Source organism: Luteibacter sp. E-22, from assembly GCF_049913125.1.
Taxonomy (GTDB): domain Bacteria; phylum Pseudomonadota; class Gammaproteobacteria; order Xanthomonadales; family Rhodanobacteraceae; genus Luteibacter.
Genome location: NZ_CP183975.1, coordinates 2,038,164 through 2,061,994 on the forward strand (window position 1 = coordinate 2,038,164; position 23,831 = coordinate 2,061,994).

The following is a 23,831-nucleotide window of genomic DNA, read 5'->3' on the forward strand; positions in this document are numbered from 1 at the left end:
GGTGGGCCTCGGTACGTCGTTGCAACGGCGTTGGTATGGCGAAGAATCCCCGCCATGGTGGACCCTTCCCTTGGAGGCGCTTTATCGCCGTGTGACGCGCCGCCGCGCGGAACGCTTTCGCCACGATCCCTCCACGGTCGTCCGCCTGCCGGTGCCCGTGGTCGTCGTCGGCAACATCACCGTCGGCGGGACGGGCAAGACTCCTCTGATCGTCGCGCTGGCGAAGGCGATGGAGCGGCGCGGCTTCATGCCGGGCATCGTCAGTCGTGGCTATGGCGGCAGCGAGCGCGGACCGTATCTCCTGACTGGCGATGACGATCCGGCAAAGGTGGGCGACGAACCGTGCCTCATCCGCCAGAGCGGCGTGCCGGTGGCGATCGGGCGTGAGCGGCCGGAAGCCGCGCGCCTGCTCGTCGATGCCGGCTGCGACCTGATCCTCGCGGACGATGGCTTGCAGCATTACCGCCTGGGTCGCGACGTCGAGATATGCGTCATCGACGGCGAACGACGCCTCGGCAACGGGCACCTGCTTCCGGCGGGACCGCTACGCGAACCCGCCAGTCGGCTCGCCGAGGTGGACTTCGTCGTCGTCAACGGCGGCGTGCCCTCGGCCGGCGAAATCGCGATGCGATTGGAGGGAGGCGTCGCCGTGAACATGCGCGAATCGTCGCTGACCGCGCCGCTCGCGGATTTCGCGGGCCGGCCTGCACACGCCGTCGCCGGCATCGGCAATCCCACGCGCTTCTTCGCCAGCCTCGCCGCGCAAGGCATCGCCGTGCATGGCCATCCCTTCGCGGACCATCACGCCTTCACCCGCGACGACTTCACCTTCGCCGACGGTTGCCCCGTGCTGATGACCGACAAGGACGCCGTGAAGTGCCGCCGCTTCGCGCGCGACAACTGGTGGCGCGTGCCGGTGCACGCGGTGCTGCCGGAGTCGTTCTACGACGCGGTGGCGGAATGCATACAAGAACGCGCCTCATAGTCGTGGGAGCCGCTTCAGCGGCGACGGGCGCTTGCCCCAAGAAAAAGGTCGGCTCCCACCAAGAAAAAAGCCGGCCCTTGCGGGCCGGCTTCTCGTTACACCGGGTGACTGACGGCGCTTACTGCACGCGCGACACGTTGCCCTGTTCGTCGACGACCACGATGTCGCCCTCGCGGATCGCCGAGGCGTCCTTGACCTGCACGTTGGTGTAGCCGCCGGTGCCCATCTTCAGGCGCAGGGTATAGGTGTCGCTGCCGCCGCCCTTGCCGATCGCGTTGCCGGCGAAGCCGCCGCCCACCGCGCCGCCGACGGTGGCAAGGGTCTTGCCCTTGCCCTTGCCGACCTGGTTGCCGAGCACGCCGCCGGCGATGGCGCCGATCACCGCGCCCGCGGTGCCGTGGTCGCGGCCGGCGGTGACGTTGTGCTCGATGCTCTGGACCACGCCGCACTGGTCGCAACGCACATAGATGCCGTCGCTGCGCGTCAGCGTGGCGGCCGATACGGGGGCGACGACAGCGCTGGCGAGCAGGGCGGCCAGGGGAAGGCCGAGGACGGTCTTGATGTTCATGGAAGCTCCTTAGGGACGACCGGATGGGAGGTGGCCGTCAGCGACACCAGTCTAAGCATGTCGACTGAACGGAGATCGAGCGCAATTCTCATTTCACGCGTCGCATGGATACTACGCCGATGAGTACCGCCATCGTCTGGTTTCGCCGCGACCTCCGCCTCGCCGACAACCCCGCGCTCACCGAGGCCGCGAGGAACCACGGGCATGTCGTTGCCTTATACGTGCATGCACCGGGGGAGGAGGGCGAATGGGCGCCGGGGGCGGCCAGCCGCTGGTGGCTGCACCATTCCCTGGAGGCACTGGATGCGTCGCTGGCGAGGCATGGGGGCCGGCGCCGGCTCGAGATCCTCCGGGGACCCAGCATCGATGGGCTTCGCGCCGCCATCGAGGCCACCGGCGCCACTGCCGTGTACTTCAATCGGCTATATGAGCCAAAGGCTATCCGGCGCGACAAGGCTGTCAGGCAGGCCCTGGAGAGCGACGGCATCGAGGTGAAGTCGTTCAACGCGGCGCTTTGGGTCGAGCCGTGGGATGTGGCGACGAAGCAGGGTGAACCCTATCGGATGTTCACGCCGTTCTGGCGGAACGTGCGCACACGGATCGATGGCATCGAGGTCTTGCCGGAACCGCACTTGCCGGAACCGCCCTTGTGGGAGCCGCCCCTGTGGGAGCCGCACTTGTGGGAGCCGCTTCAGCGGCGATCCCGCGGCAGCGGGCAAGGTCTCCGCGAGCACCTATCGCCGCTGAAGCGGCTCCCACAAGAGCTTGGTGGCCTGCAAGAGCTTGGTAGCCCACAAGAGCTTGGTAGCCCACAAGAGCTTGGTAGCCCACAAGAACTGGGTGGCCTGCAAGAGCAGGGCGGGCCGCTGGAAGTGGCGGACCTGGGACTGCTACCGGAACGCGACTGGGCCAGCGGTTTCGCCGAGTGGACGCCGGGCGAGAGCGGCGCGCAGGAGTTGCTCGCGCTTTTCGCCGACGACGCGGCTGGCCACTACGTCGAAGGCCGCGACCTTCCGGCCCGTCATGGCACCTCGCGTCTGTCGCCGCATCTGCACTGGGGCGAGATCTCACCGGCGCAGATCGCCGCGGGACTGCGGTCGCACGCCGCCAGGCAGCGGAAGGCCCCCGATATCGAGCCCTACCTGCGCCAATTGGGCTGGCGGGAGTTCTCGCACCACTTGCTGTACCACTTCCCGAAAACGCCGAAGGAAAACTTCAATTCGGTCTTCGGCGCCTTCCGCTGGGCGAAGCCCGACGCGCACGCGCTACGCCGCTGGAAGCAAGGACGAACCGGCATCCCCATCGTCGACGCCGGCATGCGCGAGCTATGGGCCACGGGATGGATGCACAACCGCGTGCGCATGCTGGTGGCGAGCCTGCTGACGAAGAACCTGCGCCAGCACTGGGTGCTGGGCGAGAAGTGGTTCTGGGACACGCTGGTCGATGCCGACCTCGCCAATAACGCCATGGGCTGGCAATGGGTGGCCGGCAGCGGCGCGGATGCCGCGCCGTACTTCCGGATCTTCAACCCGGTGACCCAGTCGGAGAAATTCGATCCGGAGGGTGCCTATATCCGCCGCTGGGTGCCCGAACTGGCGAAGGCACCCGGACGGCTCGTCCACGCGCCATGGGAGGACGAAGCCTTCCTGGAAAGCTCCGGCTACCCGCCGCCGATCGTCGACCTCAAGTCGTCGCGCGACAGCGCGCTCATGGCTTATCAGTCGATGCGTGGCGGTCGCGCAGGAGCAGGGCCAGCACCGGTGGCGTGACCATCGCGGTCAACAGCGACATCGCCACGATCACCGCGTAGATCCGCTCGTCGAACACGCCGGCGGCGAGCCCGAGGCTGGCGATCACCACGCCCACCTCGCCACGCGGAACCATGCCGAAGCCGACGATGGTCGCGCCGCGCTTGCCCAGCGTGATCGCGCCGAGGAAGCCGCCGGCGAGCTTCGAGACGATGGCGATGACGGTGACGACGGCGAGCATCCACAGCGCGCTGGCGCTGCCAAGCTCGGCGAGGTTCACCTTGGCGCCGGTGACGACGAAGAAGAACGGCGTGAGGAAGGCGAGCAGGGGCGCGGTCTGTTCCTCCAACTGGTGCCGCTGGCTCGTTTCCGACGCGATCATGCCCGCCAGGAAGGCGCCGATGATGGCCGCGAGGTGGAACTTCATCGAGAGGAAGGCCAGCCCCAGGCACAGCGCGAGCACGATCGCCAGCGGCGACATCGGGTTGCTGGGCTTGTCGAGCCAACCCGAGCCACGACGCATCACGCGCGCCCCGCCCCAGCCGATCACCGCGACGAAACCGATCGCGCCGAGCAAGGTGCCGACCAAGCTGCCGACGTCGACGGCGCCACCGCCTTGCAGGGACGACACCACGCCGAGCAGGAGCATGGCGAGGATATCGTCGATCACCGCCGCGCCGAGGATGATGCGTGCCTCACGCCGTTGCAGCACGCCCAGTTCCTGCAACACCCGTGCGGTGATGCCGGCCGAGGTGGCGACGAAGGCGGCGGCGACGAACATGGAACGAATCCAGTCGAAACCGGAGCCATGCGCCCAGAGCGAGCCGAGGGCGAACGGAATGACCACCCCCAGCACGCCGACGAGGACGGCGCTGGTGCCCACCTTCTTCAGGTCGTCGAGCCGGGTTTCCAGGCCCACCGAGAACAGCAGCAGGATGACGCCGATCTCGGCGAGCACATCCAGCGGCGTGCCGGTGGCGATATCCGGGAGGGTCACCCAGCCCAGCGCCGAGGGCCCCACGGCGCAGCCGGCGGCGATTTCGCCCACCACGGAGGGAAGGCGCAGGCGCTGTGCGATCTCGCCGCCAATCTGCGCGGCGACGAAGATGATGAACAGGGTCAGCAGAATGCCAGCGGAGTCATGCATGGGATCGTTCCAGATCGAAGCCGCGAAGGAAGGCGCGGTGTCCTTGAGGGTAACCTCTATGAAGTCGTTTCCGCAGCTTTCGCCGATCGCGTGTCGCGCAATCGGCCGAAGATCCAGCTCGCGGCGAGGGTGATCAAGCCGAGCACGATGACCGACCAGCGGAAGGCCCACACGTAGCCCTGGGCATTATGCGAGGCGAGGAAACCGCCCATCAGCAGCGACGCCAGGGCGATGCCGAAGCTCATCGACAGGTACTGTGCGGTCGAGGCCATGGACGAGGCCATGGAGGCGTACTTCACGTCGAGGTCGACGTAGGCCAGGGTGTTCATCGAGGTGTACTGCAGCGACATCACCGCGCCATACACGTAGACGAAGGCGACGATCACCCACGGTGGCGAGTCCGGCGTGAGCAGGGCGAAGGAACACAGCACCACCGATACGGCGATGGTGTTGCCCAGCAACAGCCGGCGATAGCCGAAATAAGTGAGCAGGCGGTCGATGAAGGGCTTGACGCTGATCGAGCCGATGGCCTGCGGCACCATCATCAGGCCGGCGGCAAGCGGCGACCAGCCACAGCCGATCTGCAGGAACAGCACCAGTAGCAGGTACATGCCCGACACGCCCAGGCGCGTGAACAGGTTGCCTGCCAGCGACACCCAGACACTGCGTACCTTCAACAGCGAAAGGTCGCTCACCGGGAATTCCGTGCGCCGGCTATGGCGCACGTAAAGCGAGGCCAGCGCCACGCCGCCCAGGGCGTAGCCCGCCACGGCCAGGCCGTGCCCGGTATGCGCGCCATCGCCGCCGAGCGTTTCGGCCGCCATGAGGCACAAGGCCGAGGCCCCGGCGAAGAGCAGGAAGCCCAGCGTGTCGAAGCGGTGCGCACGGTCGAGACGGTAATCCGGCATTTCCCGGCGGTTGAGCAGCAGGCCGACGATGCCCACGGGCACGTTGATGAGGAAGATCAGGCGCCAGTTGGTGAATTCCACCAGAGCGCCGCCCAGCAACGGGCCGAACACCGAGCCGAGCAGGCCGAAGGTGGCCACGGTGGTCATCGAGCTGACGAACTCGCGGCGATCGATGCTGCGCACCAGCACGTAGCGGCCGACAGGCATCAGCGCGGCGCCGCCCAGGCCCTGGACGATCCGCGATGCCACCAGTTGCGGCAGGCTCTGCGCCACGCCGCAGAGCAGCGAGCCGAGGGCGAAGACGAGGATCGCGCCGCCGAACACGCGGCGCGTGCCGAAGCGGTCGCACAACCAGGGGCTCATCGGGATGAAGATGGCCAGGGTCAGCACGTAGCTGGTCAGGGCCGTGCGCATGCTCAGCGGCGTCACATCGAGCGCGCCCGCGATGGCGGGTACGGCGGTGTTGACGATCGTCGAGTCCAGCGCCTGCATGAAGAATGCCGCCGAAACGAGCCAGATCAGGCCGCGATAGCGCGCCTTGCTGGACGGTTCCGCCGGGGCGAGCGCCGGTCGGTCGGTGGGTAGGGCGTGGACGTCGGTGGGGTCGGGGGCGGCGATGACGTCGTGGGGGGGCATGGCCGGCCGATTATAGCCGATGGGAATCTTGCTTTTGCCGCCTCTTCGGCCGACAGTTCAGGGTCGCGTCGGTGACGCGCGCGCCATCACGGACCCTGCACATGCCACAAGCCACCGCCACTGCACCCGCCGAAGCCGTCGAACGCGCACGGACATTGCGCCGCCTCATCGAGGAAGCGAACTATCGCTACCACGTGCTCGACGATCCGGACATCGCCGACGCCGAGTACGACAAGCTCATGCGCGAACTGGAATCGCTTGAGGCGAATTACGCCGATCTGGCCAGCGACGATTCACCCACACGCCGGGTCGGCGCGCGTGCCAAGGGTGGCTTCGCCGAGGTGACCCATGCGGTGCCGATGCTCTCGCTGGGCAACGCGTTCGAGCAGGAAGGCGATACCGATCGCGAGAAGTACCGCGAGATCGCTGACTTCGAGCGGCGCATCGAGCACACCCTGGGCCGCAAGAACCCCGTGTTCTCCGTGGAACCCAAACTGGACGGCCTCGCGATCAGCCTTCGCTACGAAAACGGCGTCTTCGTGCAAGGTGCCACACGCGGTGACGGCGCGGTGGGCGAGGATGTCACGGCCAACCTTCGCACGGTGAAAGCCATACCGCTGCGCCTGCGTGGCGAAGGATGGCCGCGCGTGCTGGAAGTGCGCGGCGAGGTCATCATGCCGCGTGCGGCCTTCGAAGCGTTCAATGAACGAGTCCGCGCCGAGGGAGAGCGACCGCTGGCGAATCCACGCAATGGCGCGGCGGGATCGCTGCGCCAGCTCGATCCCGCCATCACCGCGAAACGGCCGCTGGCCTTCTTCGCCTACGCGGTGGGCCGGGTCGAGGGCGGCGAATTGCCGGACACGCATTCGGCCACGCTGAAGAAGCTTCGCGAATGGGGCTTTCCCGTATCGCCGGAGGTCTCCACGGCGAAGGGATTCGACGGCCTCATCGCCTACTTCCACAAGATCGGAGCGAAGCGCGACAGCTTGCCGTACGACATCGATGGCGTGGTCTACAAGCTGGACGACTACGAAGGCCAGCGCGACATGGGATTCGTCTCGCGCGCGCCACGCTGGGCCATCGCGCACAAGTATCCCGCGCAGGAGCAGATGACCACGGTGGAGGCGATCGAGATACAGATCGGCCGCACCGGCGCGGCGACGCCGGTGGCCCGTCTCACGCCGGTGCAGGTCGGCGGCGTCACCGTGACCAACGCCACGCTGCACAATGCCGACCAGGTCGCGCGGCTCGACGTGCGTATCGGTGACACCGTCATCGTGCGCCGCGCGGGCGATGTCATTCCCGAAGTGGCCCGCGTGGTGGAGGAACGCCGTCCGGCGAAGACCGCGCCATGGAAGATGCCGGATACCTGCCCGGTCTGCGGTTCGGAATTGCTGCGCGAGGAAGGCGCCGCCGCCTATCGTTGTTCGGGTGGGCTCATCTGTGCCGCGCAGCGGAAAGAGGCGCTGATCCATTTCGCCTCGCGCCGGGCGATGGACATCGACGGGCTCGGCGACCGCTTCGTCGACGCCCTGGTCGAGTTCGACATGGTGCATACGCCGGCCGATCTCTACGGACTCACCGTCGAGAGCTTCGTGCGGATGAAGACCCTCGCCGACGAACGCGACGGCTCGACGCCGGAAACCGTGAAGCAGGGCAAGGTCGCCACGAAATGGGCCGAGAACCTGGTCCAGGCCATCGAGGCCAGCAAGCGGTCCACCCTGCCGCGTTTCCTGTTCGCCCTGGGCATCATGCACATCGGCGAAAGCACGGCGAAGACATTGGCCAACTGGCTGGGTTCGCTGGAGCACGTCCGCCACACGCCCGCGCCGGTGTTGCGCGTGCTGCCCGATATCGGCGATGAAGTGGCGACCTCCATCGCCGCGTTCTTCGAGCAGGAAGGTAACCAACGGGTGGTGGACGCGCTGCTGGCGGCGGGTATCACCTTCTCCGACGAAGGCGCGCCTTCGCCGAAACTACGCGATCGCCTGGGGCTGGACGTGCTCCTGGATGCCGCCAAGGTATCGAAGCTCGGTCCCAAGAGTACGGCCATCCTCGCGAAGAACTACGCGACCCTCGACGCACTGGCGAAGGCCGGCGAGCACCAGTGGATCGTCGCGGGCGTGCCGCAGGCCGCCGCCGCGAACCTCGCCGCGTGCCTTGCCGACGGCGAACGGCTGGCCGAATTGCGCCGCGCGGACGATGCCATGCGCAAGCTCGCCGAGGCGCTGCCGGTGAAGGCGGCATCCGCACTTCCGCTGGAAGGCATGACCTACGTGATTACCGGAACGATGGAGACACTCAAGCGCGACGATGCCACGGAACGCCTGGAATCGCTGGGTGCCAAGGTCGCCGGATCGGTATCGAAGAAGACCACCGGCGTGTTCGCCGGCGAGGCGGCGGGTTCCAAGCTCGACAAGGCGAACGAACTCGGCGTACCCGTTTACACCGAGGCCGACCTCGTCGCCTTGTTGCAGGAGCACGGAGCGGCGCCGTGAACGACCTGAAGAACCTGCGCCTGCGTGCGGAGACGTATGCCCAGATCCGCGCTTTCTTCGCCGCGCGCGAGGTGCTGGAGGTGGAAACGCCGATCCTATCGGCCGCGGGCAATACCGACCCGAACATCCAGAGCTTCCACACGCGGTTCAGCGGCCATGTCGACGCCGGTGCGCGCGAACGCTGGCTGCGCACGTCGCCGGAATTTCCCTTGAAGCGCCTGCTCGCCGCCGGCTTGGGCGACTGCTATGAGCTGGGCCGGGTGTTCCGCGACGGCGAGGCCGGTGGCCGGCACAATCCCGAGTTCACCATGCTGGAGTGGTATCGCGTGGGATGGGACGAGGCGAAGCTCGCACGCGAGGTGATCGACCTGCTCGAGTGCGTACTGGTGCAGGCGGGCCGTACCTTCGACATCGTGGAAACCACGTACCGGGGCCTGTTCGGCGACGCCCTCGGTATCGATCCACTCACGGACCCGCTGGAGCGCCTGCAGGCGCCGCTGGCCAGTTCCGGCATCGATCCGGAGGGGCTGGAGCGCGACGACTGGCTCGACCTGCTGATGACGCACAAGATCCAGCCGGCGTTCCCGCGCGACCGGATCACGGTCGTGTCCGACTATCCGGCCAGCCAGTGCGCGCTGGCGCGCATTCGTGAGGACGATCCGCCCGTGGCGAAGCGTTTCGAGGCGTACGTGGGACCGTACGAGGTGGCCAATGGCTACCACGAACTCAACGATCCCGTGGAGCAACGCGTGCGCTTCGAACGCGATAACGCGAAACGGCGGGCGCGTGGGCTGGACGAGGTGCCGATCGACGAGAAACTGCTCGCGGTGCTGGGGCGCATGCCCGATTGCGCCGGCGTGGCGCTCGGCGTCGAGCGCCTGCTGATGGTGCTGGCCCGCACCGATGCGATTGCCGACGTGCTCGCATTTCCTTTTTCGGAGGCGTGACCGCAATGCTTGAAGCGATTCACCACGTGGCGCTGATCTGCTCGGATTACGCGCGTTCGAAGGCGTTCTATACCGAGGTGCTGGGGCTGAATGTGATCCACGAGGCGTATCGCGAAGCGCGCGACTCGTGGAAGCTGGACCTGGAGGTGAGCCCTGGCGTGCAGTTGGAGTTGTTTTCGTTCCCATCGCCGCCGAAACGGCCGTCGCGGCCGGAGGCGCAAGGGCTGCGCCATCTGGCGTTTTCGGTGAACGATATCGATACGGTGGTGGCGACGCTGGGTGAGCGCGGGGTGGTGTGCGAACCGATTCGTGTGGATGAATATACGGGGCGGCGGTTTACGTTCTTCGCGGACCCGGATGATCTGCCGATCGAGCTTTACGAGCGCTGAGAGGGGGCCGGCCCGCTTCAGCGGCGATGGTCGTGGCAGCGACCACCACCCCACCTCAAAACTCCAACTCCTGCGCCGCGCACAGATAATCCACCATCGGCGCGAGCCGCTTGAAGTGGTCCACCACGAACGGCAGCAACTCCGGCGAGCACGCCATGGCCTCGTCGAAATCCCGTCCGGCGGCGAAGTTCTTCCGCTTCAGGTCTTCGATCAACTCGTGGTTCGCGTCGAATCCGCGCGGCGGCCGCGACAGGCTCTCGCCCCAGAACGCGAAGCGCTCCTGGAACGCCTTCCCATGCGTCGCTCGCTTCCACGCCCCCGGATTGTCCGCCAGGAACTCACGCAGCTTCTTCAACACCGGCGGCTCCGGATGCCACATGCCGCCGCCGACGAAACACTCCCCAGGCTGGATATGCAGATAAAACCCCGGTGCCTGGATCTCATGCCGGCGCTCGTGGAAAAACCGCGCACCCTGCCAGCCCTTGTACGGCTGCTTGTCGTTGGCGAAGCGCGTATCGCGATGAAGCCGGTACAACGAGCCGCCCACCTTGCGCGGATCGGCCCGGAAGTGCGGGCTGATCTTGCCCAGCGGGCCGGCGAGATCGCCGATCAGCGCGAGGAAGGGTTCGCGCACGTGGCGCTCGTAGTCGTCCTTGTGATCCTGGAACCACTCGCGGTTGTTATGGCGGACCAGCGACTTGAAGAAGCGGAAGGTGGCGGGCGTGAAATAGGTCTTTGGCATGGAGGTCTTCAGCGAAGTTCCTGGCCCCAGGCCTCCAGCTCGTCGAGCAGGGCGAGGGGTGCGCCGGGCAGGGCGCGCAGGGTGGCGAGTTCGGCGTCGTAGTCGTCGAGGGTGAGCGTGGTGAGTGGGCCATGGCGGGTGAGGCGATCGGCGCGGAAGGCTTCCCAGCGCTCGTGTTCCTCGAGGGTGAGCGTCTCCGGCCAGTTCCGCGCACGATAACGGAACAGCAGTTCCGGATAACGGGGATCGCGAAAATTGAAGCGATGCGTGCCCAGTTGCTCCGGTGGCGTGGCGCGTACCTCGGCCAGCAGGCGGCGATCGGCGTCCGGCAGGAAGCCGCCGTACAGCGCCAGCTCCGGATCTTCCGCCGGTGGCAGCGCCGCCGCATGTCCATAGACGCGGCGCAGCTTCTCGGCCAATCCGCTGGCATGGCGCAGGGTGTCGAGATGGCGTTCGACGGCATCCATGTCGAGTCCCAGCCGAGCGTGGTCGACGCCTTTCAACACCGATAGCGGCGCCAGCGCCGGCGCATGGTTCGCCCGGATGGTGCGCAGCGCGATCCGCTCCACGCCCTCGGGCAGGTCGGCGCGCGTCGTGAACACGCGATCGGCGATGTCACCGTCGTCCAGCGCGAGCAGGTCGGAAGGATCGGCGGTGAGGTCGTAGACGATGATCTCGCCGGCGCGCGAGGGATGCGCCGCCAGTGGCGCGACCACGGTCAGGCATTGCCGGCTCGCGGGGTAACGCGACGACACGTGGACCACGGGCGTCATCGCCGCCACGTCCAGCAGTTCGAAGACACGTTGCTTGCGCCGCAGGGCGAAGTACCAGTCCCACAATTTCGGCTGTTTCTGCCGGATGAGCCGGGCCAGCGCGATCAGTGCCTCCACGTCCGAGAGCGCATCGTGCGCGCGGGCCTGCTTCAGCCCGTTCGCTGTCGCGAGGTGTTCCAGCTTGAAACTCGGCGTGCCGTCATCGCGGGTCGGCCAGACGATGCCTTCCGGCCGCAGCGCCTGGCACATGCGTACGAGGTCGATCAGGTCCCAGCGCGAATTGCCGTTTTCCCACTCACGGCCATAAGGGTCGTAGAAGTTCCGGTACAGCAGGTGGCGGGTGAATTCGTCGTCGAACCGCAGCGAGTTGTAGCCGACCGTGCAGGTGCCGGGGAGGGCGATTTGCTCGTGGATCGCCGCGGCGAACGTGGCTTCCTTCAGGCCCTCGCGCTCGGTCAGCTGGGGAGCGATGCCGGTGATGAGGCAGGCGGCGGGCTGCGGAGGCATGTCGCGCGGCGGCTTGCAGTAGATCATCAGCGGCTCGCCGACCACCTCCAGGTTGGCATCGGTGCGGATGCCGGCGAACTGGCTGGGACGGTCCCGCCGTGGATCGGCGCCAAAGGTTTCGTAGTCGTGCCAGAAGAAGGTCGGTTCGGCCATCCGGCGATGATCTCACGTTCCGGTGCTCCTGCAGGCCTGGGGCCTCGCGGGTTAGACTCCGCAGTACTCAAGGAGCGCCCATGACGCCAGCGAACGAAGACAACCTCATCTGGATCGATCTGGAAATGACCGGCCTGGATACGGATAACGATTCCATCCTGGAAATCGCCACCATCGTGACGGACAAGGATCTGAACGTGCTCGCCGAGGGACCGGTCTTCGCCATCTCGCATGCGGACGTCCGCCTGCAGCAGATGGACGCCTGGAATCGTAACCAGCACATGCGCTCGGGCCTGTGGGGGCGGTCGGTGGAATCGGATACCTCGCCCGAGCAGGCCGAGGAAGCGACCATCGCCTTCCTGCGCGAGTGGGTGCCCGCCGGCAAGTCGCCGATGTGCGGCAATTCCATCTGCCAGGACCGCCGTTTCCTGCATCGCGAGATGCCGAAGCTCGAGCGCTACTTCCACTACCGCAACCTCGACGTCTCCACCCTCAAGGAACTGTCGCGGCGCTGGTCGCCGGAAATCGTCCGTGGCTTCGCCAAGGACTCGGCGCACACCGCGCTTTCCGACATCCGCGATTCCATCGACGAGCTGCGCTATTACCGCCGTTTCATGGGCGCGCTCGGTGGCCAACAGGCGGGCTGACCCCATGAATACCGATCCCTTCGCCACGGTGCTCGACTGCAACGGCCGCGCCCTGGTGCTCGACCGGCCACGCGTGGTCGGCATCGTCAACGTCACTCCGGACTCGTTCTCGGATGGCGGCCGGCACGGCACCCTGGAAGCCGCCTACGCGCATGCGATGAAGCTGGCGGAAGAGGGCGCGGACATGCTCGACATCGGTGGCGAGTCCACCCGCCCGGGTGCCGACGAGGTGTCGGTGGAGGAAGAGATCCGCCGCGTGGTGCCATTGATCGAACGCCTGGCGGCGGGCACGACGCTGCCGTTGTCCATCGATACCTCGAAGCCCGAGGTGATGCGTGCGGCCATCGGTGCGGGCGCGGGCATGATCAACGACGTGTACGCGCTTCGCCGCGAGGGCGCGCTGGATACCGCCGCCGAACTGCGCGTGCCGGTCTGCCTCATGCACATGCAGGGCGAGCCGCGCACGATGCAGGACGCGCCGGACTATGACGACGTGGTCGGCGACGTCCATCGCTTCCTGACCGACCGGCTGTTCTCCTGCGAGCTGGCGGGCATCGAACGGCGCAAGGTGCTGGTCGATCCCGGCTTCGGATTCGGCAAGAACCTCGAGCACAACCTGGCCCTGCTGCGGGCGATGTCACGCTTCGCCGAGCTAGGCGCGGGCGCCTACGCCGGCGTCTCGCGCAAGGGCATGATCGGGGCCATGACCGGCCGGCAGGACCCGTCGGCCCGGGTGCACGGCTCGGTCGCCGCGGCGCTGATCGCCGTGCAGCGCGGCGCCGTGATGGTCCGCGTCCACGACGTGGCGCCCACCGTCGACGCCCTGGCGGTCTGGGCCGCCGTCAAGGCCGGCGACACCGCGCCCCGCCACGACAAACCCTCGATGCCCCTCTGGCCCGACGACGACTGACGCCCCCGGTGGCACCGCACCCTTGGTGGGAGCCGACCCTGTCGGCGATAGGCGCACCAGGCGGCTAGCCCTTCCGAGATATCCGGCACCCTCACCCCGCCGGAGTATCCTTTGCCGATCCTGCAAGGACGATAAGACCATGAGTGAACGCAAGTATTTCGGCACCGACGGCATCCGCGGCCATGTCGGTACCTATCCGATCAGCGCGGATTTCATCCTCCGCCTGGGCCGCGCCGCCGGTGCCGTGCTGGCGCGCCGCCGCGCCGCCGACCGTCGTGGCGCCGCCGCCGGTCCGGACCGCCGCGACCACAGCCGGAAGGTCACCGTGGTGATCGGCAAGGACACCCGCGTGTCCGGCTATATGTTCGAATCCGCGCTGGAAGCCGGCCTGGTCGCCTCCGGCGCCGACGTGCGCCTGCTCGGCCCGATGCCGACGCCTGCCGTCGCCTTCCTCACCCGGTCGCTGCGGGCGGATGCGGGCATCGTCATCAGCGCGTCTCACAACCCGCACCAGGACAACGGCATCAAGTTCTTCTCCGGCCAGGGCGAAAAGCTCGACGACGAGCTGGAAGCCGAGATCGAGGCCGAGATCGAGGCCGATTTCGTCACCGTCGCCTCGGACGCGCTGGGCAAGGCCAGCCGTATCGACGACGCCGTGACCCGCTACGCCGAGTTCTGCAAATCCACCGTGGCCGACGAATTCTCGCTCCGCGGCCTGAGCGTCGTGCTCGACTGCGCGCACGGCGCCACGTACCAGGTGGCGCCGAAGGTGTTCCGTGAACTGGGCGCCGAGGTCTCGACCATCGGTACCGAACCGGACGGCCTCAACATCAACCGAGGCGTGGGCTCCACCGATCCCGCCGCGCTCGCCGCGGCCGTGGTCGCTCGCGGCGCGGACCTCGGCATCGCCTTCGACGGCGATGGCGACCGCGTGCGCGTGGTCGATGCCGACGGTACCGTCACCGATGGCGACGACATGCTCTACGTCATCGCCCGGCACTGGAAGCGTCGCGCCGCCTTGCCCGGTCCCGTGGTCGGCACCCTGATGAGCAACTACGGCCTGCAGCGCGCGCTCAAGGCCATGGACATTCCCTTCGTGCGCGCCAACGTGGGCGATCGCTATGTCCTGCAGCAGTTGAAGGAACATGGCGGCGTCCTCGGTGGCGAGACCTCCGGCCATGTGCTGTGCCTGGACCGCTTCACCACGGGCGATGGCATCGTCGCGGCGCTGGCCTTGCTCGAAGCGTTGGCCGACGCCGGCGAAACCTTCGCCGAGGCCCGCGCGGGGCTGGTCAAGTTGCCGCAGACGATGGTCAACGTCCGGGTCGAGGGGGCCAAGGCGGCGCTCGGCACGCCCACGGTGAAGCAGGCACTGGCCGAGGTGGAAGCGGCGCTGGAAGGCCGTGGCCGGGTGGTCCTGCGCGCTTCCGGCACGGAGCCGCTCGTGCGCGTGACCATCGAGGCCGCGGACGCGGCCGAGGTGGAACGGCTGGCGGCGCAGCTGGCCGACGCCGTAAAATCGGCGGCCCAGGCTACGGCCTGACCCTCCGGCCAGCGGACACAGCATGAAGAAGGTTCCCACCCTCGATATCCGTCGCTACGACACCGATCGCGAAGCCTTCGTGGCCGAGCTGGGCGCGGCGTACCGCGAATTCGGTTTCTGCTGCATCAGCGGACACGGCATCGCGAAAGAGGCCATCGACGGCGCGTACGACGCCTTCAAGCGCTTTTTCGCCCTGCCGGACGAGACCAAGCGCAAGTACCACATCCCCGGTGGCGGCGGCGCGCGCGGCTACACGCCGTTCAAGGTGGAAACCGCCAAGGACAGCAAGTTCGCGGATCTCAAGGAGTTCTGGCATATCGGCCGCGAGATCCCGCGCGATTCGAAATTCGCCGACGTGATGCCACCCAACGTGTGGCCGGCCGAAGTGCCGGACTTCAAGGAACACGGCTACGGGCTGTACGAAGCCCTGGACCAGCTCGGCGCCCGCGTGCTGCGCGCCCTGGCCCTGCACATCGAGCTGCCGGAGCGTTTCTTCGACGACAAGATCGACTCGGGCAACTCGATCCTGCGCCCGATCCATTACCCACCGATCGAACAGGCCGACGTGCCGAACGTGCGCGCCGGCGCGCACGAGGACATCAACTTCATCACGCTGCTGGTCGGTGCGAGCGCCGAAGGCCTGGAAGTGCTCACGCGTGAAGGCGATTGGCTGCCGATCACCACCGAGGGCGACGCCATCGTGGTCAACATCGGCGACATGCTCCAGCGCCTGACCAACCACGTGTACCCGTCCACCACCCATCGCGTGACCAATCCGCCGAACGAGAACGCACGCAAGCCGCGGTATTCCGTACCGTTCTTCCTGCACCCGAACCCCGACGTGGTGCTCGACGTGCTGCCGTCCTGCGTCACGCCGGACAACCCGAAGCGTTACCCGGAGCCGATCACCGCGCACGAGTACCTTCAGGAACGTTTGCGCGAGATCAAGCTGATCTGATCTCGTCTTAGCGGGTTTTTCACCGGGAGGGGGACAGCATCGACCCTCCCGGTTCCGTTTCCGGAGTCACCAGTGACACCCTCACGCCCGCCTTCGCGAGCCAAGCGCTCGTCGCCCCGAAAAAAATCCGCCGTCCGCTCGGCGGCCCAACGCACGCGCCGCCAGCGCACCGTGCGCGCCCGCGGACGCGCCTGACAGGCTATGGAGCCAGAGGTGGGAGCCGTCTCCACCTCAAGCGGCTCCCGCACTGAGTCGCTCTCTGCCGTCTTTAAAGGCTTAGGGGCCCATCAGGGCGTCACCAGGTCCGCCGCTTCCGCCTTTTCCCCACGATGCAGCCAGGGATGCGCGAACACGGCCGCCAGGATGACCGCCACGCCGGCGTAGAACGTCCAGCCCAGTTCGCGCTGCTCGCCCAGCAGCGGGATCGCCAGGACGATGGCGTACACCGGTTCCAGGTTCGTCACCATCTGCGTCGCGAACGCGGAGAGGTGCCGTAGCGCGGCGAGCGCCAGCGCGAAGGGCAACAGCGTGCAGCCATAGGCGAGGACAAGCATCAGCGCGCCATCGTGCAGATCGGGCAGGACGAACGCGGGCGAGGCGAGGAAGGGGGCGAGCGCGGTGAGGAACAACGTGCCGGTGCCGAGTTCCACGCAGGTCACGGTCAAGGCGTCGGCCTTTTCGACCAGGCGCTTGTTGAGCGCGCTGAAGAAGGCCACGAACAGTGCGGAGAGCACGCCGATGGCGAGGCCCAGGCGCATGTCGCCAGGGAGTCCGCCCGCGACCAGCGCCACGCCCGGCACCACCGCCGCACCGATCAGCAATTCGCGCGGATCGAAACGGCGCCCCGCCACCCAGGGTTCGACGATCGCGAGGAAGACCGGGCACAAGGCGATGCATGTGGCGGCGACGGATGCGTTGGCGAGCTTGATGGCGCCATAGAAGGTGAACCAGTGCAGCGCCACGATCACGCCGACACCGGCGTAGGACAACAGCAGGCGTCGCGGCATCGCGCGCAATTCGCGCCAGACCCTGGGCACACAGAGCAGGGTGCCCGACACCAGGAGCATGCGCCACCACACCAGCGGCAACGCGGGCAGGGTGATCAACTTGCCGAGGATGGCGGTAAAGCCCCAGAGCAGGACGCAGAAATGGATCTGCAGGTGGGCTTTGCGGGAAGGAGACATCGGTAGAGCTTGCCCGAAGGCGAGAGTGTTTTACAGGAGCGGGCACTGGCAAGAGCATCGCCGACAGGGTCGGCTCCCGCAAGAATTTCTGTCGGCAATGGCTTTGGTGGGAGCCGACCTTGTCGGCGATGGGTGCTCGCGGCGGCGCTAGCTCAGCCGCGCACCTTCCCAGCTGCCGGGGCCTTGCCTGCCGGAGGCGCCTTCGGCGGGCTCTTGCGCAGGTCGTCCAGCAGCGGCTTGCACTGCGTCGCGTCCGCTTTACCGCTTTCCGGAACCACGAGGGCGGCGAGCGCCGCGACCGGCGCGGCGAACACCGCCAGCGCCACCGCGCCGCCGCCACGCAGGATCAACGGCCCGGCATGCACGCCCGGCGCGGGGTCCTTGAACGTGCCATGCACGTACAGGGGCGAGCGCAGCGAGAACAGCCGGAAGCCCTTCGTATGCGGCACGATATCGAGGTTGAGCTTCTCTTCGCGGAAATCGATGTCGCCGGTGATGTTGATCAGCGCCTTCTCGGTATCGAAGGCGAACAGCCGCGACTCCATCACGCCATGGGTGGAAACCAGGTCCGCGGCCATGCAGTTGATCTTCACCACCTCGTCGCCGAACAACTTGTTGACCGCGTAGCTGCCGACATTCAAGCCCGCCAGCTCCAGCAACGAACTGCTGATCGCGCCGTCGTTGATGAGCAGCTTCACTTCGCCATTCGAGCTACCCAGCAAGGCGGCCGGTGAATTGCCGGTGGCGGTCAGCGAAGCGTCACCGTTCATCTCACCGAAGCTCGTCTGCATCGGCGCGAAAGTGGGGAAGAGTTCCTTCAGCTTGAGGTGCCGCGCGCCCAGATTGAAGCCGCCCCTCATGGGCGTCTTCGAGCCGTCCAGGCGGATGTTGCTGCCCACGGTACCGCCGGCGACGCCGAACCTCAGCGGGTCGAGGACCAGCACGGAGTCTTTCAACACCAGGTGGGTCGAGAGGTTGTCGATCGGCAGGCGCTCGCCGTGGACGATCTTCACGCCGGTGAACTGCACATCGGCGTCCATCGCGTTCCAGCGGTCCGTCTTGAACGGTTCCACGGGCAACACCTTGTCCGCCGGTTGTTTCACCGAGTCGCCGCGTTGTGCCTTTTCCTCGTTGGAACCGCCGCCGATCAATGGCGCGAGGTCGCTGAAGAGCAACTGATTGGACTTCAGCTTCCCGGTGAGGCTCGGGCGCTGGCCACCGGTATTGAAGACGAGGCTTCCGCCGAGATCGCTGCCGCCGACGCGGCCGGTGAAGTTCTCGTAGGTGTAGACGCTCGCGCCCTTCTTCAGGTTGGCCTTGAGGTGGCCTTCGGTGGCGAACGGCGGTGTATCCGGCAAGGTGATGCCGGTGAGGTCGTAGAGGTGGGACATGCTCGTGCCGGAGAACCACAGGCGCACGTCGAGCGCTCCCATGTTCAGCGGATCGGTGAGCGTGCCCACGAAGGCGATGCGGGTATCGCCGAAGCGCGCGTCGGCCTGCACGGGGAAAGGCCGGTTGGCATCCCGTAACGCCAGCACGCCGCCGGTGCGTGCCTTGGCCGCCACGGTCGACTTCTTGTACGTGCCCTTGGCGTCCCAGGCGAAGTAGTAGACCTGCTTCTTCTTCGTCTCGTCCTGCCGGTCCTTTTCGTCGGCATCGCTCTTCGCCATCGTCTTGGCGCTGGCCCCGGTGATCTTGTTGGCCTGCGCGCGTGAATCCTTTTCCTGTTGCGCCATGATCTCGTCGAACGGGATGCCCTTGCCGAGCGGCGTCACGTCGATGCCCATGACGATCTGGTTCGTCGCGTCGGAGAAGTCGATGTGGCCCTTGTCGAAGGCGATGGCATTCAGTTCGAGCTGCCATTCGGACGGACCGGTGCTTTCGGGTAACTTGAAGGTCCACGTGTTGTCGCCGTTCTTCACGCGCTCCAGAGAGATCTGGGGCTGGCCCAGGCGGATCTCCGGCACGACGATGCGATGGGCGACGAGCGGGAAGGGCGAAAGACGGAAGTCCAGCGTGGCCAGCGTCGCGAATTGCTTCGACCTCGCCCAGCCCGGATTGGCCACGGTGATGTCGCGTGCGGTGAAGTGCGGCCAGGGAACAAGCCCGGCGAGCCCGCCTTCACCGGGTTCGCGCGACCAGTGCGCGGAAAGGTCGCCATTGATCGCGAAGGGACGGCCGATCGCCTCGGAGACCTTCTCATTGATGGTGGGCTTCAACCGGTTCCAGTCGAAGAAGGCGATGAACAGCACGACCGCCACGATGAGCAGGATCAGTATCCCGAGTACCCACGCCAGAATTTTCCTGCCTCGCCGCATCGTGCCGCCTCCGCTCCTGCAACGGGTCCAGAGTTAACCTGAAGCCCGACAAGGTTATGTGTTCTTGGGAGGTGAAGATTAAGCGAGGTGGAGCTGGCGTGAGTACCCGGGCGCGATCAATCGGCCTGCCAGTAGCCCGTGGCCTTGACCCATTCCTTGTCTATGCGGCGTTCCTCGACCAGCAGCGCGCGTAGCGCGCGTGCACGTTTCGACTCCGTCGCCACCCACCAGAACGTGTCGCCCGCGGGGATCGGCAGCGCGGCCAACGCCTCGTCGAGACCCGGCGATTCGCCGGCGACGAACCAGCGGACATCGCGCTTCAACGCCTGTCGTTCTTCGTCCGAAACGATCTCGACGAGCACCGTCACCGGCGTGGTCTCGGGCATTTCCTCGAGCCAGCGGCCGATCGCGGGCAGGGCGGTCGCATCGCCGACGAGCACGTAGTGATCGAAGTCGTCCGGCACGATCATCGAGCCGCGTGGGCCGCCGACGCCGAGGCTGTCGCCGATCTTGACGTTTTCCGCCCAGGTGGATGCCGGGCCTTCGCCGTGCAGGACGAAGTCGATGTCGAGCTCGTTGCGCGTGGCGTCGTAGCGACGCGGTGTGTAATCGCGGGCGGGCGACGGCTCGACGCCTTCGGGATAGACGGGGCCGTCGGGACCGAACTCCGGCGGGTTGATCGAGCCGTCGGCGACCGGGAAGAACAGTTTCACGTGGTCGTCCGGGGAAGCGGAAATGAAGCCGTCCAGGTCCGTGCCGGCAAGCGTCACGCGCACCATGTGCGGCGTAAGGCGCCGCACATGGACCACGTCGAGCCGGCGCATCTTCAGCGCGTGGCGCACGCGCGCGATCGCGTGGCGTTCGCTCATCCCTGGCGCTCCGCGACCGCCTTCGCGGCGGCTTCGATCACCTTGGCGACACGCTTCATCTCGGCTTCGTCCCAGGCCTTGTGATGGTTCATCAGCTGGTGCTTGAGCACGTGCATGGCCTCGCGCACGGGATTGGGCACGGTCATCCGGCGCATGTGCCGGGACATCACCTGCAGGCGTTCGGTGAGGGCGTCCAGGCTGTCGCGGTTTTCGGCGAGGAAGGCGCGGCCGGTGTCGGTGATGGCGTAGAGCTTCTTGCCGCCGGTTTCGGCTTCGACGCGGGCGTAGCCGAGTTCCTCGAGCATGGTGAGGGTCGGGTAGATCGCACCCGGGCTCGGGCTGTACTGGCCGTCGAACATTTCCTCGATGGTGCGGATCAGTTCGTAGCCGTGGCGGGGCTGTTCCTCGATCAGGGCAAGCAGGAGCAGGCGCAGGTCGCCGGTGCCGAACATGCGGCCGCCGAAACGCCCGCCGCCGCGTCCGCCGCGCATGCCGTCACGGTCGTCGAAACCGAAGGGGCCGCCGCCAAAGCGGCCACCGCCGCCGCGGCCGATGGCGGCCATGTGTTCGTGGAAACGGTGCCGGGCGTCGTGGAAAAGATGCATGGGTGTACTCCGATATATCTTACGTAGTGGTCGTACGATATATCTTAAGAAACACTCTTGCAAGTCCTGATCGCCGAGAGGGTAGGCTCCCACCGGGGGTGCGAGTGCCTGGTGGGAGCCGACTTGTCGGCGATGCTCCTACCCGAAGGTGAAGGTAAACGCGTGGAAATTCGCCTTCGGAATCCGAATCGTCAGCACGTGATCCTTGTAATCCTCCGCGCTGTACAAGGTGTACAGCTGCGATGCCTGGATCGTCACCGGCGCCTGCGGCTTGCCGTCGACCAGCACCTCGACCGTCACAGGATCGTTCGCACTGGCCACCATGTGCACCTTCTTCGCCTTGAAGTGCAGGCGGATCTCGCCATGGGCGCCGACCAGGCTGGCGTTGTCGCGGCCGATCTCCCAGCGGCCTACCAGGGCGAACTGGTTGAGTTCCAGCCTCGACGGTGCCGTGAAGTCGCGCGTGCCCTTGTCCGAGCCTTCCGGGCTCGCGTTGTTCTTGCTGCGGTCGCTGCCGAAGTACATCTCCGGCGAGCCCAGCTGGTTGAAATCGGGCGCGTCCTTGTCGTTGCCGGCGGCCTTCTCGTCCGTCAGGCGCGGCAGGCCGAGCAGGGTGCGGATGGCGTTCTCCATCTCCATGTAGTTGCCCTCGCCGAAGTGGTGGGCGACGACGTTTCCGCGCTGGTCGACCAGGTACTCGGCCGGCCAGTACTGGTTGTCCCAGGCGTCCCAGGTCTCCAGGTCGTTGTCCTGGGCGACCGGATAGCGGATGCCGTAGCGCTTGATGGCGTCGCGCACGTTGCCTTCCTGCTTCTCGAACGGGAACTCCGGCGAGTGCACGCCGACGATCACCAGGCCCTTGTCCTTGTACTGGTCGTACCAGCGGGTGACGTGGGGCAGGGTGCGCAGGCAGTTGATGCAGGAATAGGCCCAGAAATCGATCAGCACCACCTTGCCGCGCAACTGGCGCATGGTCAGCGGCTTGGAGTTCTGCCAGGCGGCGATGCCGGCGAATTCAGGGGCGGTCTGGGCGGCGGCCGCCGGCCGCGCAATGCCCAGCGCGGTGGCGGCGAGGGCGCAGACGAGGAGGGCGACGCGGAACGGGTGGCGCATGGAAACTCCGTGGTTCTCGGGGGTGCCGTGAATAGACCGGCCGTGGCTCCGGCACCTTACACCGGCCCGGTGCGCTAAAATCGCTCTTTTGCCAGCCTCGCGAGCCAGCAGCAGCGCCATGACCTCGATCAAGCAGGACGACCTCATCACCAGCGTCGCCGACGCCCTCCAGTACATTTCGTACTACCACCCTGTGGACTACATCCGGAACCTCTCCGCCGCCTACGAGCGCGAAGAGTCCCCGGCGGCGAAGGACGCCATCGCGCAGATCCTGATCAACTCGCGCATGTGCGCCGAAGGGCACCGGCCGATCTGCCAGGACACCGGCATCGTCACCGTCTTCCTCAAGGTGGGCATGAACGTGCGCTGGGACGACGCCACCATGGGCGTCGAGGACATGGTCAACGAAGGTGTGCGCCGCGCCTATAACCATCCGGACAACAAGCTGCGTGCCTCGGTGCTGGCCGACCCGGCGGGCAAGCGGATGAATACGCGCGACAACACGCCGGCCGTGGTCAATGTCTCCATCGTTCCCGGCGACAAGGTGGACGTGATCGTCGCCGCGAAGGGAGGCGGTTCGGAAGCGAAGTCCAAGTTCGCCATGCTCAACCCTTCCGATTCGATCGTCGATTGGGTGCTCAAGACCGTGCCGACGATGGGTGCCGGCTGGTGCCCGCCGGGCATGCTCGGCATCGGCATCGGCGGCACCGCCGAGAAGGCGATGCTGCTGGCGAAGGAGGCGCTGATGGAGCCGATCGACATCGTCGACCTGATCGCCCGCGGGCCGTCGAATCGCGCCGAGGAGCTGCGCCTGGAGTTGTATGAAAAGGTCAACGCGCTGGGCATCGGTGCGCAGGGCCTGGGCGGCCTCACCACCGTGCTCGACATCAAGGTGAAGGATTACCCGACCCACGCGGCGAACCTGCCGGTGGCGATGATTCCCAACTGCGCCGCCACGCGTCATGCGCACTTCGTCCTCGACGGCTCCGGCCCGGTCGCGCTCGATCCGCCGTCGCTGGAAGATTGGCCGAAGCTCACATACGACTCGTCGAAGGGCCGCCGCGTGAACCTCGACACGATCACCCGCGAGGAAGTGCAGAGCTGGAAGCCGGGCGAGACCATCCTGCTCAACGGCAAACTGCTCACGGGCCGCGATGCCGCGCACAAGCGCATGATCGACATGTTGAACCGCGGCGAGACCTTGCCGGTCGATTTCACCAATCGCTTCATCTACTACGTCGGCCCGGTCGATCCCGTGCGCGACGAGGTCGTCGGCCCCGCCGGCCCGACCACGGCCACGCGCATGGACAAGTTCACCCGGCAGATGCTGGAGTCCACGGGATTGCTGGGCATGGTCGGCAAGTCCGAGCGTGGCCCCGCCGCGATCGAGGCCATCCGCGACAACAAGGCGGTGTACCTGATGGCCGTGGGTGGCTCGGCCTACCTCGTGTCGAAGGCGATCAAGGCGTCGCGTGTGCTGGCCTTCGAGGATCTGGGCATGGAGGCGATCTACGAGTTCGAGGTGAAGGACATGCCGGTGACGGTCGCGGTCGATAGTGCCGGCACGTCGGTGCATGAGACGGGGCCGAAGGAGTGGCGGTCGAAGATCGGGAAGATTCCGGTGGTGGTCGTCTGATAGCTGGAGACTGAAACGGTGAGCCGCGCGTTGCGCGGATCGCCGCT

20 protein-coding genes are annotated in these 23,831 nt (G+C 66.7%); 10 read left to right on the forward strand and 10 right to left on the reverse strand.

The window, feature by feature from the left end:
• Window position 1: 1 nt before the first annotated feature.
• Window positions 2-985 (forward strand): tetraacyldisaccharide 4'-kinase, encoded by a 984-nt coding sequence (gene lpxK, locus ACN9M2_RS09165; RefSeq protein ID WP_426287760.1) that lies wholly within the window; start codon window positions 2-4, stop codon window positions 983-985.
• A 118-nt stretch (window positions 986-1,103) separates the two neighbouring features.
• On the opposite strand, the gene ACN9M2_RS09170 is transcribed toward lpxK, so the two are convergent.
• Window positions 1,104-1,553 carry a glycine zipper 2TM domain-containing protein gene (locus ACN9M2_RS09170; RefSeq protein ID WP_426287761.1) on the reverse strand — a complete coding sequence of 150 codons (450 nt, stop codon included), beginning with the start codon at window positions 1,551-1,553 and terminating at the stop codon, window positions 1,104-1,106.
• Between the two features lie 119 nt (window positions 1,554-1,672).
• On the opposite strand from ACN9M2_RS09170, the gene ACN9M2_RS09175 reads away from it, so the two are divergent.
• A complete protein-coding gene (locus tag ACN9M2_RS09175) occupies window positions 1,673-3,322 on the forward strand; it encodes a cryptochrome/photolyase family protein (protein ID WP_426287762.1) in 1,650 nt (549 codons plus the stop codon).
• Here the strand turns inward: ACN9M2_RS09175 and ACN9M2_RS09180 are convergent.
• The gene (locus tag ACN9M2_RS09180) at window positions 3,261-4,448 is read right to left on the reverse strand and encodes a cation:proton antiporter (RefSeq protein WP_426287763.1); all 1,188 of its coding nucleotides are present in this window, start codon (window positions 4,446-4,448) and stop codon (window positions 3,261-3,263) included. The two genes, ACN9M2_RS09175 and ACN9M2_RS09180, sit on opposite strands and share 62 nt — an antisense overlap.
• Window positions 4,449-4,504: 56 nt before the next feature.
• Window positions 4,505-5,992: an MFS transporter gene (locus ACN9M2_RS09185; RefSeq protein ID WP_426287764.1), complete on the reverse strand. Its 1,488-nt coding sequence runs from the start codon at window positions 5,990-5,992 to the stop codon at window positions 4,505-4,507.
• A 101-nt stretch (window positions 5,993-6,093) separates the two neighbouring features.
• Here ACN9M2_RS09185 and ligA point away from each other — a divergent pair, with 101 nt between their 5' ends.
• The 3 genes from ligA to ACN9M2_RS09200 are packed head-to-tail and all read left to right on the forward strand — an operon-like array spanning window position 6,094 to window position 9,826.
• Window positions 6,094-8,490 carry an NAD-dependent DNA ligase LigA gene (gene ligA, locus ACN9M2_RS09190; protein WP_426287765.1) on the forward strand — a complete coding sequence of 799 codons (2,397 nt, stop codon included), beginning with the start codon at window positions 6,094-6,096 and terminating at the stop codon, window positions 8,488-8,490.
• A complete protein-coding gene (gene epmA / locus ACN9M2_RS09195) occupies window positions 8,487-9,437 on the forward strand; it encodes an EF-P lysine aminoacylase EpmA (protein WP_426287766.1) in 951 nt (316 codons plus the stop codon). Before ligA ends, epmA begins: the two co-directional genes overlap by 4 nt.
• Before the next feature lie 5 nt (window positions 9,438-9,442).
• Window positions 9,443-9,826 carry a VOC family protein gene (locus ACN9M2_RS09200; protein ID WP_426287767.1) on the forward strand — a complete coding sequence of 128 codons (384 nt, stop codon included), beginning with the start codon at window positions 9,443-9,445 and terminating at the stop codon, window positions 9,824-9,826.
• A gap of 55 nt (window positions 9,827-9,881) precedes the next feature.
• Here the strand turns inward: ACN9M2_RS09200 and ACN9M2_RS09205 are convergent, their stop codons facing one another.
• Both ACN9M2_RS09205 and sbcB read right to left on the reverse strand, forming a co-directional pair.
• Window positions 9,882-10,568 (reverse strand): DUF2461 domain-containing protein, encoded by a 687-nt coding sequence (locus ACN9M2_RS09205; RefSeq protein ID WP_426287768.1) that lies wholly within the window; start codon window positions 10,566-10,568, stop codon window positions 9,882-9,884.
• A gap of 8 nt (window positions 10,569-10,576) precedes the next feature.
• Window positions 10,577-12,001, reverse strand: coding sequence for an exodeoxyribonuclease I (gene sbcB, locus ACN9M2_RS09210; RefSeq protein ID WP_426287769.1), 1,425 nt, complete (start codon window positions 11,999-12,001; stop codon window positions 10,577-10,579).
• An 80-nt stretch (window positions 12,002-12,081) separates the two neighbouring features.
• On the opposite strand from sbcB, the gene orn reads away from it, so the two are divergent.
• The 4 genes from orn to ACN9M2_RS09230 all read left to right on the forward strand — a co-directional run bounded on the left by orn (window position 12,082) and on the right by ACN9M2_RS09230 (window position 16,059).
• Window positions 12,082-12,648 (forward strand): oligoribonuclease, encoded by a 567-nt coding sequence (orn, locus tag ACN9M2_RS09215; RefSeq protein ID WP_426287770.1) that lies wholly within the window; start codon window positions 12,082-12,084, stop codon window positions 12,646-12,648.
• Between the two features lie 4 nt (window positions 12,649-12,652).
• The gene (gene folP, locus ACN9M2_RS09220) at window positions 12,653-13,558 is read left to right on the forward strand and encodes a dihydropteroate synthase (protein ID WP_426287771.1); all 906 of its coding nucleotides are present in this window, start codon (window positions 12,653-12,655) and stop codon (window positions 13,556-13,558) included.
• A gap of 139 nt (window positions 13,559-13,697) precedes the next feature.
• Window positions 13,698-15,101, forward strand: coding sequence for a phosphoglucosamine mutase (glmM, locus tag ACN9M2_RS09225; protein ID WP_426287773.1), 1,404 nt, complete (start codon window positions 13,698-13,700; stop codon window positions 15,099-15,101).
• Window positions 15,102-15,123: 22 nt separating this feature from the next.
• Window positions 15,124-16,059, forward strand: a complete 936-nt coding sequence (locus ACN9M2_RS09230) for an isopenicillin N synthase family dioxygenase (protein ID WP_426287774.1) — start codon at window positions 15,124-15,126, stop codon at window positions 16,057-16,059.
• Between the two features lie 287 nt (window positions 16,060-16,346).
• Here the strand turns inward: ACN9M2_RS09230 and ACN9M2_RS09235 are convergent, their stop codons facing one another.
• From ACN9M2_RS09235 to ACN9M2_RS09255, 5 genes are all read right to left on the reverse strand, one after another.
• Entirely contained in the window at window positions 16,347-17,243 is an 897-nt protein-coding gene (locus ACN9M2_RS09235; protein ID WP_426287775.1) for a DMT family transporter, read from the reverse strand.
• Window positions 17,244-17,395: 152 nt separating this feature from the next.
• Window positions 17,396-19,561 (reverse strand): AsmA family protein, encoded by a 2,166-nt coding sequence (locus ACN9M2_RS09240; protein ID WP_426287776.1) that lies wholly within the window; start codon window positions 19,559-19,561, stop codon window positions 17,396-17,398.
• 116 nt (window positions 19,562-19,677) lie between these two features.
• Window positions 19,678-20,430, reverse strand: a complete 753-nt coding sequence (locus ACN9M2_RS09245; RefSeq protein ID WP_426287778.1) for a siderophore-interacting protein — start codon at window positions 20,428-20,430, stop codon at window positions 19,678-19,680.
• Window positions 20,427-21,035 (reverse strand): PadR family transcriptional regulator, encoded by a 609-nt coding sequence (locus ACN9M2_RS09250; RefSeq protein WP_426287780.1) that lies wholly within the window; start codon window positions 21,033-21,035, stop codon window positions 20,427-20,429. The genes ACN9M2_RS09245 and ACN9M2_RS09250 overlap by 4 nt, the downstream gene beginning before the upstream one ends.
• A gap of 138 nt (window positions 21,036-21,173) precedes the next feature.
• On the reverse strand, window positions 21,174-22,148 hold the full coding sequence (locus tag ACN9M2_RS09255) for a thioredoxin family protein (protein WP_426287781.1): 975 nt from the start codon (window positions 22,146-22,148) through the stop codon (window positions 21,174-21,176).
• A gap of 118 nt (window positions 22,149-22,266) precedes the next feature.
• Between ACN9M2_RS09255 and ACN9M2_RS09260 the strand changes: the two genes are divergently transcribed.
• Window positions 22,267-23,784 carry a fumarate hydratase gene (locus ACN9M2_RS09260; RefSeq protein ID WP_426287782.1) on the forward strand — a complete coding sequence of 506 codons (1,518 nt, stop codon included), beginning with the start codon at window positions 22,267-22,269 and terminating at the stop codon, window positions 23,782-23,784.
• The last annotated feature ends 47 nt before the right edge of the window (window positions 23,785-23,831 follow it).